Raw genomic sequence first — 12,281 nt, forward strand, 5'->3', positions numbered from 1 at the left:
GACCCGGTCGCCGCGCCAGCCCGCGGAGCAGACTCAGCCGTTCAGGTACGCCAGCACGGCCAGCACCCGCCGGTTGTCGTCGTCCGACGGCGGCATGCCGAGCTTGCTGAAGATGTTGTTGATGTGCTTGCTGACCGCCTTCTCGGTGACGAACAGCCGGCCGGCGATCGCCGCGTTCGACCGGCCCTCCGCCATCAGGCCCAGCACCTCGCGCTCGCGGGCGGTCAGCTCGGCCAGCCGCCGCCCGCCGGTGTTGCGGGCCAGCAGTTGGGACACCACGTCCGGGTCCATCACCATGCCACCGGCCGCCACCCGGCGCACCGCGTCGACAAACTGGTCCACGTTGGACACCCGGTCCTTGAGCAGGTAGCCCACTCCCCCACCGCGGTCGGAGAGCAGCTCCCGGGCGTACAGCTGCTCGACGTGCTGGGACAGCACCAGGATCGGCAGGCCGGGCAGCCGGGTGCGGGCCTGCAACGCCGCCTGCAGGCCCTCGTCGGTGAAGGTCGGCGGCAGGCGGACGTCGACCACCGCGACGTCAGGGCGGTGCCGGCTCAACGCCGGCAGCACGGACGGCCCGTCCGCGACCGCCTCGACCACCTGGAAGCCGAAGGCGTCGAGGATGCGGGTCAGCCCGTCCCGGAGGAGGGCGAGATCCTCGGCGATGACAACTCGCACGGCAGCTCCATGGTCACGACGGTCGGTCCGCCGGGCGGACTGGTCACCGTCATCGTTCCATCGAAGGCTGCCAGACGGCGGCGCACACCCGCCAGGCCGGTCCCCGCGTCCGGCTGCGCCCCGCCCCGGCCGTCGTCGCCGACCACCACGGCCAGCCGGCCCTCCCGGTGCGTCATCCGGATCCAGGCGCGCGCCGCGCCACTGTGCTTGGCGACGTTGGCCAGCGCCTCCGCCACCGCGAAGTACGCCGCCGACTCGACCGCCGCCGGCGGGCTGCCCGGCAGCTGCACCTCCACCGTCACGGGCAGCGGAACCGCCAGCGCGAGCGCCTCGACCGCGCCGCCGAGGCCGCGTTCGGCGAGCACCGGCGGGTAGATGCCGCGAACCAGGTCGCGCAACTCGACCAGGGCCTGCCCACTGGCCTCCTGGGCCTCGGCCAGCAGCCGCCGGGCCGCCACCGGGTCGTCCGCCATCAGCTTCCCGGCCAGCCCGATGCTCATGCTCAGCGCCACCAACCGGGCCTGCGCGCCGTCGTGCAGATCGCGCTCGATCCGGCGCAGCTCGGCCGCCTGGGTGTCGACCGTGTCGGCCCGGGTGACGGTCAGCTGCCGCACCCGCAGCGCCAGTTCCTGCGCCTTCGTCGGGGTCAGGAAGAGGCCGGCGAAGCGCAGGTGCAGCCAGACCAGCCAGGGCGCCACCGCCAGCCCGCCGATCAGGAAGAACCACCCCTGCGGTACGGAGAGCCAGGCCTTGACGATGTTGTCCATCGGCCAGAACACGCCGTAGCCGTACCAGTCGATGGTCAGGTAGAGCACCAGCGGCACCAGCAGCACGCCCTCCAGCCCATACGCCGGCAGCACGAACGCCAGCAGGCAGGCCGCGCCGGTGACCACGCCCGGCACCAGCCAGGCGAAGTCCCGCCAGGTGGCCGGGTCGCCGACCACCCACCGGAACCGCCGCCAGGTGCCGATCCTGGCGTCGGCGGGCATCGGCCGGTACGGGGTGGCCATCGGCATCCCACCCCAGCGGGCGAGCCGGCGCTGCGCCCCCAGGCAGAGCCGGACCAGCGCGGTCACCACCGGGAACAGCGCGAACCCGATGCCGAAGACCGGGATCAACGCGAGCGACACCACCGAGAGCACGAACAGCGCGACGTTGGTGGTCAGGCAGAGCAGGGCCAGCGCCAGGCCCTGCACGGCGGCGATCGCGCCCGGCCGCAGCCACTGCCGGACGAACAGACGTACGGAGCTGTCCACGGCCCCATTCTGGGCCACGCCGGCCGCCGGATCGGTGGTGCCAGCACCACCACGGTTCGGGACGTGACACCCCTGCCCTCGCCGACCCAGGGCCGAAGGATCGAAGGCGTGAGAACACCCAACCCGCGGAGGGAACCCACCATGTTCCGGCACCGCCTGGCCGGCCTGCCGTCCGGTCGACGATCCAAGTACGCCCTGCTCGTCTTCTGGCTCATCGTCATCGCGGCGGCCGGGCCGCTGGCGCTGAAGCTGACCGAGGTGCAGGACAACGACACCCTCGGCGCGCTGCCCGCCGGCGCCGAGCACAGCCGGGCGGCGCAGCGGGCGGAGGCGGCGTTCCCCGACTCGCGGGCCCCGCTGGCGATCGCGGTCTACGTCCGGGACGGCGGTCTCACCGACGCCGACCGGGCGAAGGTCGACGCCGACCGCGCCGCCTTCACGCCGTACGCCGACGGCGGGCAGGTGCCCGCGGCGGTGCCGAGTGAGGACGGCCAGGCGCTGCTGCTGTCCTTCCCGGTCGCCGGGGACGACGAGCGGCGCGGCACGGCGGTCACCGAGCTGAAGGACCGGCTGACCGCCGGCGCCCCCACCGGCCTGCGGACCGCGCTGACCGGCCCGGCCGCGGCCGAGAACGACGTGTTCGACGCGTTCGGCGGCATGGACACCGCGTTGCTGCTGGCCACCGCGGCCACCGTCGCCCTGCTGCTGCTGATCACCTACCGCAGCCCGGTGCTCTGGCTGATCCCGCTGCTCACCGCGGCATTCGCCAACCAGCTCGCCAGCGCGGTCGTCTACCTGCTGGCCCGGTACGCCGGGCTGGCGGTCGACTTCCAGAGCCAGAGCATCCTCACCGTGCTGGTGTTCGGCGTCGGCGTGGACTACGCGCTGCTGCTCATCGCCCGCTACCGCGAGGAGCTGCGCCGGCACGCCGACCGGCACGCCGCGATGGCGGTGGCCCTGCGCCGCTCGCTCGGTGCGATCGGCGCCTCCGCGGCGACCGTGGCGATCGGCCTGCTCTGCCTGCTGGCCGCGCAACTGCCGTCGACCCGGGGGCTCGGCCCGGTCGGCGCGATCGGCATCGTCGCCGCCCTGCTCGCCATGACCACCCTGCTGCCGGCCGTGCTGGTGCTGTTCGGCCGGTGGCTGTTCTGGCCGTTCGTGCCGCGCTACGCACCGGACGTGGCCGGGGCGGACGTGGCCGCCGACCACCGGGTGTGGCGGGGGATCGCCGGGCTGGTCGGCCGCCGCCCCCGGACGGTCTGGATCGGCACCGCCGCGGCGCTGGTCGCGCTCAGCTTCGGCATCGGCAACCTCAGCGTCGGCCTGCCCGGCGAGGAGACGTTCACCCGGGAGGTCGGCTCGATCACCGGCCAGCGGATGATCGCGGCGCACTACCCGAGCGGCACGGTCGCCCCGGCCGACATCCTGGCCACCGCGGACCGCGCCGACCAGGTGGTCGCCGCCGCCCGGGCCGTGCCCGGGGTGGCCGAGGTGGGCGCGCCGGAACGCTCGCCGGACGGCCGATGGGTGCGGATCGGCGCGGTGCTGGCCGACACCCCGGACAGCGACGCCGCCCTGGAGACCGTGGACCGGCTGCGGACCGCGGTGCACGCGGTGCCCGGCGCCCAGGCGCTGGTCGGTGGGGACAGCGCCTACCTGCTGGACGAGGAGCGCACGGTCGACCGGGACAACCGGCGGGTGGTCCCGCTGGTCCTGGCGGTGGTGTTCGTCATCCTGACCGTGCTGCTGCGGGCGCTGGTCGCGCCGTTGCTGCTGCTGGCCAGCGTGGTGCTGTCGTACCTGGCGGCGCTGGGGGCAGCCGGGCTGATCCTGGACGCGATGGGGCACGCCAAGCTGTTCGTCGGGATCCCGTTGCAGACCTTCCTGTTCCTGGTCGCCCTCGGCGTGGACTACACCATCTTCCTCACCACCCGGGCGCGGGAGGAGGCGGTCCTGCTCGGCCACCGGCAGGGCGTGCTGCACGCGCTGACCGTGACCGGCGGGGTGATCACCAGCGCCGGTGTGGTGCTGGCGGCCACCTTCGGCGCGCTCAGCGTGCTGCCGCTGGTGCCGTCGGTGCAGTCCGCCGTGATCGTGGGCGTCGGGGTGCTGCTCGACACGTTCCTGGTGCGCAGCCTGCTCGTCCCGGCGCTCGCCCTGGAGGTCGGCCGGCGCACCTGGTGGCCGAGCGCGCTGGCCCGCCCGGCGTCCCTGGCCGGCCGGCGCCGCCCGGCCGAACCGGTCCCGGCCAACTCCTGATCCGGGGGTACGCGCGGGGGCGGCCACAGGACGGTGGCCGCCCCCGCGATCAGGGGCCACCCGAGCACGGGGATACCCGGCACCGCCACCGGTCGAGTACGTTACGGCGGGTCGGGCTGGATGACGGCGGGGAGGCCGGATGGCCGGGAAGCACCGTTCGTGGTGGGGCTGGGGCCACGTCGAGGAGGCGGTGACCGGCGCGGAGGCCGCGGCGCTGACCGACCGGGTGCGGGCGCTGCTGCCCGACGCCGACCTGACCGCGCACGTCCCGCCGCCGGTGGCCGAGCTTGGCCTGCGGCCGCCGCGGGTCGCCCCGCCGGCGTCGCTGGCCCAGCTCTGCTCCACCGAGGACACCGACCGGGCCGCGCACGCGCACGGCAAGGCGTTCCGGGACGTCGTCCGGAACCTGCACGGCGACATCCGGCACCCGCCGGACCTGGTCGTCCGGCCGGCGTCCGAACAGGACGTCGTCGACGTGCTGGACTGGTGTGCCGGGGCCGGCATCGCGGTGATCCCGTACGGCGGCGGTTCGTCGGTGGTCGGCGGCGTGGAGCCACGGGTGGCCGACGGCTACCCCGGCGCGGTCAGTCTCGACCTCGGCCGGTTCGACCGGGTGCTGGAGGTCGACCGGACCAGCCGGGCGGCGCGGATCCAGGCCGGCGTGTTCGGCCCGGCGCTGGCCGACCAGCTCCGCGGGCACGACCTCACGCTGCGGCACTTCCCGCAGTCGTTCGAGTTCTCCACGCTGGGCGGCTGGCTGGCCACCCGGGCCGGTGGTCACTACGCGACGGTGCTCACCCACATCGACGACCTGGTGGAGTCGCTGCGGGTGGTCACCCCGGCCGGCACCAGCGAGTCCCGCCGGTTGCCCGCCTCCGGCGCGGGGCCCTCGCCGGACCGGCTCTTCCTCGGCTCCGAGGGCGCGCTCGGCGTCATCACCGAGGCGTGGCTGCGCCTGCAGGAGAGGCCGCGCTGGCGGGCGGACGCGGCGGTGGCCGCCACCCGGGCGATCGCCCAGTCCGGGCTGCACCCGAGCAACTGCCGACTGCTCGACCCGGCGGAGGCGCTGCTCAACGCCGGCGTGGCCAGCACCGGCGGGGTGCTGGTGCTGGGCTTCGAGTCCGCCGACCATCCGGTCGGGCCGGCGCTGGACCGCGCCGTCGAGCTGTGCCGCGACCACGGCGGATCGCTGCCCGACCCGCCGCGGTACGGCCCGGCGTCCGCCGCGCGGGGCGGCGCCGTGGACACCTGGCGCTCGGCGTTCCTGCGGATGCCGTACCAGCGCGACGCCCTCGCCGCGCGGTCGATGATCGTGGAGACCTTCGAGACCGCCTGCACCTGGGACCGCTACCCCGGGCTGCGCGCCGCGGTGCTCGACGCGGCCGAGGCGGCGCTGCGCGCGGTCGGCGCGACCGGCGTGGTCACCTGCCGGTTCACCCACGTCTACCCGGACGGGCCGGCCCCCTACTTCGGCGTCTACGCCACCGGTCGGTGGGGCGGCACCCTCGCCCAGTGGGACGAGATCAAGCACGCCGTCTCGGAGGCGCTGCTCGCCGCCGGCGGCACCATCACCCACCACCACGCGGTCGGCCGCGACCACCGCCCCTGGTACGACCGGCAGCGCCCGGAGCCGGTCGGGCTCGCGCTGCGCGCCGCGAAGGCCGCGCTCGACCCGTCCTGGGTGCTCAACCCCGGCGTCCTGCTCGACGCCCCGCCGGGCGGCGACGGCCCGACCGGACGGCGGGCCGAGGCCGGCGCCGGCGGCCGGTGAGGTGCGGCGACCCGCCATCGAGGTGGACGAGCCGGCGGGTCCGGGCCCGCACCCCGTCCCTCGGCCTCGAGGTCGACCGGCGCGGGCGGCTGTTCGTCGCGGGCGGCACGGCCGGCGACGCCCGGGTCGTCGACACCCGCACCGGCGAGGTGCTGGCCCGCTACCAGTTCGCCACCGTGCGGGCCACGGTCACCGTGCACCAGCCGGCCGCCGTGGTCGCCGAGCGGCTCTGGCCCGGCATGGGCGCCGTCGAGCCGGTCGACGCGGGCAGCTGCCTGGTCCACCTCGGCGCCGAGACGGCCGCCGACCTGGCCTGGATGGTGGCGGTGATCGGCGTCGACTTCACCGTCACCGAGCCGCCGGAACTCGTCGAGGCGGTACGCGCCCTCGGCGAGCGCTGCCGCCGGGCGCTGGCACCACCGGCCGACCGGTCGGGCTGATCCGGCGGCGCTCGCGGAGAGCGCCGGGCTGATCCGGGGGCGCTGGCCGCGAGCCGGCCGGCACCGGTCACCCGGATCGGGTGAGGACGGCTCACCCGGGTCAAGGGCACGGTGAGGGACCACGGCAGTCGAGGGAGGCATCATGCTGCGCTCCAAGGTCAACGTCGCGCCCACCGACGACGTACCGCTCAAGCCGGCGTGGGGTTACCGGCTGCGCCGGCAGCGGCACCCGATCGGGCGCCGGGGTGGGCCGCGGCGCGCCCCACGCGGCTACCGGCTGCCCGACGCCGAGCGGCACCGCCTCCGGGCCGCGTACGACCTGCGCGAGCGGCAGTTGGTCCGGGCCCTGGTGATGGCCGCCGGGCAGCCCGGCGACGCGGCGGAGAACCTGGCCGGGCAGTTGGAGCAGCGGCTGGACGCGCTGGTGCACCGGGCCGGCTTCGCCCGCAGCGTGAGCGAGGCCCGCCACCTGGTCACGAACAACACGTTCACCCTCGACGGCGGCAAGGTCAACCAGCCGTCCTACCTGGTCCGGCCGGGGCAGATCATCCAGGTGCGGCCGGAGAAGCAGTGCCCCACCCCGAGCGGGGTGGCCGGCGGCGGCTTGCCCACCACCGAGACCCCGCCCTACCTGGAGGTACGGCCGGCGGAGTTCACCGCCACGCTGACCCGGGAGCCGCGCCGGGAGGAGGTGCCGGACCTGCGGGACGTCCCGCTCACCGTCCGACCCGGCTAGGTCAACGAGCGCCGGCCGGGGGCGGTTGGCCGGGCCGCCTCCCCGACCATCCCGAAGGTCTCGGGCGAATCCGCGTTGGTGCCGGCGCGTCAGCGGCTGATCGTCACCTCGACCGGGCCGACGCGCAGGGTCCCGTCGTCCAGTGGGGTGCAACGGATGCCGCCCCGGCGGCGCAGCGCCTTCCACGCGCCGGGGCCGATGGCGACCTCCATCCAGGCGCACGGGTTCGCCGGGCGGTTGACCCGCAGCCGGACCGGGCCCGCGCCGGAGTCCAGGGTGAGCACCGCGCCGATCAGCTCGTCCACGGCGATCCCGGTGGTGAGCACGTTGCGCCGCACCTGCACCAGGTCGACCCCGGGTGGCAACGACTCCTGCGCGATCACCGTGACGCTCGCCTCGCGGTGAGCCGGCTTGCCGAAGTACCGGTCGCCGACGATGCCGAGGCCCGCCCGGAGCTGGACCTGGTCGACCAGTTCGCCGGGTGGCGCCGGTGCCGGACCGTCGGCGGGCCGGCCCAGGTAGCGGTGCACGGGCGAGGCCAGCAACTGCACGATCTGCGGCACCCAGCGATTCTACGGAGTGCCGGGCTCGCGGCCGGCCGTCCCGGGCGAATCGTCGCCCACGGGTTCGGCCCGGCGGCACCGGTGCCGCGGCCGGCCCCGAGGCGGGTTCCACGGCCGCCCGCGAACTGCCGACACGGTGTGGCGCGCGACGCAGCTTCGTTACGGAACATCCCCGGAATATCCGGGATCAGGCACCGCCCACGTCCTCCCTCTGATGTCCACAGGTGACCTTCGTCGCCTGACCCAACATGGATGGCTGCCTGCTATTTCGTCCCATGACAAACGATCAAGCTCCGGCTGAACTGTCGTTAGCTTTCCGGAAATTCTTGCCGCACCGATCGACCGCTGTAATACTCCACATCTATTAGGGTCGATGCCAAGTCGGCGTTCCACCGGCGGCCGGCGACGACCCGGCACACCCCCACCACACCAGGCCGGCGCCCCCACCAGCCCGGTCCCCCACCAGAAGGGGCAGAGATGATCGACAGCTGCCAGCGGAACAACCGTCCGAGATCGACAGCACGACGGCGGACGGCCCTCGCCCTCGCCGCCGTGGGCCTGCTCGCCGCGGCCGGTGCCGTGGTGCTGCCCGTCGCGGCCAGCGCCGGCACCACCCTGGGCGCCTCCGCGGCGGAGCGGGGCCGGTACTTCGGCGCCGCCGTGGCCGCCAACAAGCTCAGCGACAGCGCGTACACCACGATCCTGAACCGCGAGTTCAACTCGGTGACGCCCGAGAACGAGATGAAGATCGACGCCACCGAGCCGCAGCAGGGGCAGTTCACCTTCACCAACGCGGACCGGATCGTCAGCCACGCCCGCAGCCGCGGGATGAGCGTGCGCGGCCACACCCTGGCCTGGCACTCCCAGCAGCCCGGCTGGATGCAGAACATGAGCGGCAGCGCGCTGCGCCAGGCGATGCTCAACCACGTCACCCAGGTGGCCACCCACTTCCGGGGCCAGGTCGTGGCGTGGGACGTGGTGAACGAGGCGTTCGCCGACGGCGGCAGCGGCGCCCGGCGCGACTCCAACCTGCAACGCACCGGCAACGACTGGATCGAGGCCGCGTTCCGGGCCGCCCGGGCCGCGGACCCGGGCGCGAAGCTCTGCTACAACGACTACAACACCGACGACTGGACGCACGCCAAGACCCAGGCCGTCTACAACCTGGTCCGCGACTTCAAGCAGCGGGGCGTGCCGATCGACTGCGTCGGCCTCCAGTCGCACTTCAACAGCGGCTCGCCGTACCCGGGCAACTACCGCACCACGTTGTCCAGCTTCGCCGCGCTCGGGGTCGACGTGCAGATCACCGAGCTCGACATCCAGAACGCGCCGGCCGACACGTACCGCAACGTGGTCAACGACTGCCTCGCCGTCGCCCGCTGCACCGGCATCACCGTCTGGGGCATCCGGGACAGCGACTCCTGGCGGGCCGAGCAGAACCCGCTGCTGTTCACCAGCAGCGGCGCCAAGAAGCCGGCGTACGACGCGGTCCTCGCCGCCCTCAACGGCGGCACCACCCCGCCGACCACTCCCCCGACCACCCCGCCGACCACCGGGCCGACCACCCCGCCGCCCGGCGGTGGCAGCTGCACCGCGACCCTGCGCGACGGCACCCGCTGGGGCGACCGGTTCAACAGCGAGGTCACCGTCACCGGGGCCAGCAACTGGACGGTGGTCGTCGCGGTGACCCCGCCACAGAAGGTCTCGGCGACCTGGAACGGCACCCCGAGCTGGGACAGCAGCGGCAATGTGATGACCATGCGGTCGAACGGCAGCGGCAACGTCTTCGGCTTCACCACCATGGCCAACGGCAACTGGACCCGACCCCAGGTCCGGTCCTGCACCGCCTCCTGACCCGACGACACCCGACCCGGGGGGTGGCGACGCGCCGCGTCGCCACCCCCCGGGGCATTTCCCGGCCGGCCGTCCGCGGCCAGCGTCTGTCGTGGACCCCGCCGGACGGAAAATCGATGCTCGCGCCGGTAGCGGGCGGCCCGGTTCACAGGGTAGAAACAAGCCACCCCTTCCTTCACGACGTGATACAAGTCGAACGGTCGAGAGAGCGCTCTCACAGAGGCGGTCCGACCGCCGGCTGTGGCAGGTCTCCTTCCCCACCGACGTCGCTGCGCCCGGGAGCAGGTGCCGGCCAGCGGAGAGGACGAACCGCATGACGACGCATCCCCGCGGCGGGCGGCGGCGGACCGGCGGCCGGGCGCTCGCGCTCGGACTCGTGCTGGCCACCACCGCCGCCGGCCTGACCGGCACCGCCGCCACCGCCGGTCCACCCCGGCACGGCACGCCGGACTTCGGGCCCAACGTCACGATCTTCGACCCGAGCATGCCGGTCACCGAGATCCAGGCGACGCTGGACGCGGCGCACGCCCGCCAGGTCGACGCCGAGATGGGCACCGCCCGGCACGCCTACCTGTTCAAGCCGGGCAGCTACGGCACCGCGGAGCAGCCGTTGCAGGTCAAGGTCGGCTACTACACCGAGGTCGCCGGGCTGGGCGCCGCCCCGACCGACGTCGACGTCAACGGCAAGATCGAGGTCTACAACCGCTGCCTGGCCGACGGTGGCGCCGGCAACTGCATCGCGCTGGTCAACTTCTGGCGCACGCTGTCCAACCTGTCGATCGACATCGACGCCGCCGGCCAGGACGGCTGCCGGTCGTCGGCGAACTTCTGGGCCGTCTCCCAGGCGGTGTCGATGCGCCGGCTGGACATCGCCGGCGGCAACCTGTCGCTGATGGACTACTGCACCGCCGGCCCGCAGTACGCCAGCGGCGGCTTCATCGCCGACTCCCGGCTGCCCGCCACCACCAACGGCTCCCAGCAGCAGTGGCTGACCCGCAACAGCGAGATCGCCGGCTGGTCCAACGCGGTGTGGAACCAGGTCTTCGCCGGCGTGGTGGGCGCACCGGACGACGCCGGCTTCCCCGACCCGCCGTACACCACGCTGGACACCACCCCGCTCAGCCGGGAGAAGCCCTACCTGTTCGTCGACGCCAAGGGCCGCTACCAGGTCCGGGTGCCCGCGGTGCGGCGCGACAGCCGCGGCATCACCTGGGCCGACGGCCTGACGCCCGGCCGGACCATCCCGATCGGCGACTTCTTCATCGCCAAGCCGTCCGATTCGGTCCGGGTCATCAACAGCCAGCTCGCCCGCGGCAAGCACCTGCTGCTCACCCCCGGCGTGTACGACATCGCCCGCAGCATCCAGGTCAACCGGCCGAACACGGTGGTCCTCGGCCTGGGGCACGCCACCCTCACCGCCGTTGGCGGCTCCGTTCCGCTGGACGTGGCGGGCGTTCCGGGCGTGGTGATCGCCGGCGTCACGATCGACGCCGGCCCGACCGAGTCGCCGGTGCTGCTCCGGGTGGGTGACCGGCACGGCCGCAACCGCAGCACCCCGTGGAATCCGACGACCCTGTCCGACGTCTACTTCCGGGTGGGCGGGCCGCACATCGGCCGGACGAACATCGCCCTCGAGGTCAACAGCGACCACGTCCTCATCGACCACACCTGGGTGTGGCGCGGCGACCACGGCGTCGAGGGCTTCACCGAGGGCGTCAACGGCGACACCGAGCGGTGGCGGACCAACACCGGCCGGTACGGCGCGGTCATCAACGGCGACCACGTGACCGCGACCGGGCTCTTCGTCGAGCACTTCCAGCGCTACAACACGGTCTGGAACGGCGAGCACGGCACCACGATCCTCTACCAGAACGAGCTGCCGTACGACCCGCCGACGCAGGCCGACTGGATGAACGGCGAGGTCGAGGGCTGGGCCGGGTACAAGGTCGGCGACCGGGTAAAGCACCACACCTTGTACGGCGGCGGCGTCTACGTGTTCAACCAGAACAACCCGTCGATCCACACCGAGAACGGCTTCGAGGTGCCGGTGACCCCGGGCGTACGGCTGCACCATGTGATGACGGTCAACCTCAGCGCCGGCACGATCGACCACGTGGTCAACGGCGTGGGCGAGGCGGCCGACATGACCCGGGTCGGCGCGCCGGTCTATGTCACGCAGTACCCCGCCCCGTAACGACGACCGACGGCACGGGCCGGAGCCGAGCGCGGCTCCGGCCCGTGCGAGTCACGCCGGTCAGGGGGCGATGCGCAGCCGACGGATGTGCGCCTCGTCGTACTCCTCGAAGCGGAACCGCAGCCCGGCGAACGGGCTGCCGGGGAAGTCACCGGTGATGGTGGCGGTCACCACCGTGCCCTCGGCCGTGTCGGCGACGTCCGTGATGTCGTACGACACCAGCGGCGTCTCCCGCCGCCACGCGCGGATGGCCTCGATGCCCCGGTGTTCCCGGCCCTCGTCCTGCACCACCGCGTCGTCGGCGAAGAGCGCGAAGTAGGCCTCCCGGTCCGGCTGGCCGGCCAGCTCGAAGTACCGGCGGATGATCTCGGGTGCTCCCGTCACGAGGACTCCTTATCAGCTGGGCGCGGGATCGGCCGCGGCTCGCGCCGCGTGATCAGCGAGGCGGGCACGCTCCCGCCCCACGGCCCGCGCGGGTACCCTTACTGCTGAATTAGAAGTTAGTGACTTCGACTTTAGCACCTACTCTC

10 protein-coding genes are annotated in these 12,281 nt (G+C 73.7%); 6 read left to right on the forward strand and 4 right to left on the reverse strand.

The annotated features are described in order from the left end of the window. Window positions 1-33: 33 nt before the first annotated feature. The gene (locus tag GA0070609_RS19310; protein ID WP_088995084.1) at window positions 34-678 is read right to left on the reverse strand and encodes a LuxR C-terminal-related transcriptional regulator; all 645 of its coding nucleotides are present in this window, start codon (window positions 676-678) and stop codon (window positions 34-36) included. Continuing rightward, window positions 630-1,934, reverse strand: a complete 1,305-nt coding sequence (locus GA0070609_RS19315) for a sensor histidine kinase (protein WP_231928338.1) — start codon at window positions 1,932-1,934, stop codon at window positions 630-632. The genes GA0070609_RS19310 and GA0070609_RS19315 overlap by 49 nt, the downstream gene beginning before the upstream one ends. A gap of 141 nt (window positions 1,935-2,075) precedes the next feature. On the opposite strand from GA0070609_RS19315, the gene GA0070609_RS19320 reads away from it, so the two are divergent. The 4 genes from GA0070609_RS19320 to rpsD all read left to right on the forward strand — a co-directional run bounded on the left by GA0070609_RS19320 (window position 2,076) and on the right by rpsD (window position 7,140). Next, the gene (locus GA0070609_RS19320; protein WP_088995085.1) at window positions 2,076-4,193 is read left to right on the forward strand and encodes an MMPL family transporter; all 2,118 of its coding nucleotides are present in this window, start codon (window positions 2,076-2,078) and stop codon (window positions 4,191-4,193) included. A 139-nt stretch (window positions 4,194-4,332) separates the two neighbouring features. Next, the gene (locus GA0070609_RS19325) at window positions 4,333-5,964 is read left to right on the forward strand and encodes an FAD-binding oxidoreductase (RefSeq protein WP_088995086.1); all 1,632 of its coding nucleotides are present in this window, start codon (window positions 4,333-4,335) and stop codon (window positions 5,962-5,964) included. Then, window positions 5,961-6,404, forward strand: a complete 444-nt coding sequence (locus tag GA0070609_RS19330; protein ID WP_172899258.1) for a WYL domain-containing protein — start codon at window positions 5,961-5,963, stop codon at window positions 6,402-6,404. Before GA0070609_RS19325 ends, GA0070609_RS19330 begins: the two co-directional genes overlap by 4 nt. 142 nt (window positions 6,405-6,546) lie before the next feature. After that, window positions 6,547-7,140 (forward strand): 30S ribosomal protein S4, encoded by a 594-nt coding sequence (gene rpsD, locus GA0070609_RS19335; RefSeq protein WP_088995087.1) that lies wholly within the window; start codon window positions 6,547-6,549, stop codon window positions 7,138-7,140. Between the two features lie 89 nt (window positions 7,141-7,229). On the opposite strand, the gene GA0070609_RS19340 is transcribed toward rpsD, so the two are convergent. After that, window positions 7,230-7,703 carry a molybdenum cofactor biosysynthesis protein gene (locus GA0070609_RS19340; RefSeq protein ID WP_088995088.1) on the reverse strand — a complete coding sequence of 158 codons (474 nt, stop codon included), beginning with the start codon at window positions 7,701-7,703 and terminating at the stop codon, window positions 7,230-7,232. 477 nt (window positions 7,704-8,180) lie between these two features. On the opposite strand from GA0070609_RS19340, the gene GA0070609_RS19345 reads away from it, so the two are divergent. Beyond that, the gene (locus GA0070609_RS19345) at window positions 8,181-9,557 is read left to right on the forward strand and encodes an endo-1,4-beta-xylanase (RefSeq protein WP_088995089.1); all 1,377 of its coding nucleotides are present in this window, start codon (window positions 8,181-8,183) and stop codon (window positions 9,555-9,557) included. Between the two features lie 313 nt (window positions 9,558-9,870). Then, on the forward strand, window positions 9,871-11,751 hold the full coding sequence (locus GA0070609_RS19350) for a pectate lyase family protein (RefSeq protein WP_088995090.1): 1,881 nt from the start codon (window positions 9,871-9,873) through the stop codon (window positions 11,749-11,751). Window positions 11,752-11,811: 60 nt separating this feature from the next. On the opposite strand, the gene GA0070609_RS19355 is transcribed toward GA0070609_RS19350, so the two are convergent. Beyond that, a complete protein-coding gene (locus GA0070609_RS19355) occupies window positions 11,812-12,135 on the reverse strand; it encodes a nuclear transport factor 2 family protein (protein WP_088995091.1) in 324 nt (107 codons plus the stop codon). Window positions 12,136-12,281 lie beyond the last annotated feature (146 nt).

Origin of the sequence: Micromonospora echinaurantiaca (assembly GCF_900090235.1) — a bacterium.
GTDB classification, from domain to species: Bacteria; Actinomycetota; Actinomycetes; order Mycobacteriales; family Micromonosporaceae; genus Micromonospora; species Micromonospora echinaurantiaca.

Excerpts from the sequence above, each read along its gene's own strand:
- GA0070609_RS19320 (WP_088995085.1), top strand. The coding sequence starts at position 2,076 with ATGTTCCGGCACCGCCTGGCCGGCCTGCCGTCCGGTCGACGATCCAAG.
- GA0070609_RS19325 (WP_088995086.1), top strand. The coding sequence starts at position 4,333 with ATGGCCGGGAAGCACCGTTCGTGGTGGGGCTGGGGCCACGTCGAGGAG.
- rpsD (WP_088995087.1), top strand. The coding sequence starts at position 6,547 with ATGCTGCGCTCCAAGGTCAACGTCGCGCCCACCGACGACGTACCGCTC.
- GA0070609_RS19345 (WP_088995089.1), top strand. The coding sequence starts at position 8,181 with ATGATCGACAGCTGCCAGCGGAACAACCGTCCGAGATCGACAGCACGA.
- GA0070609_RS19350 (WP_088995090.1), top strand. The coding sequence starts at position 9,871 with ATGACGACGCATCCCCGCGGCGGGCGGCGGCGGACCGGCGGCCGGGCG.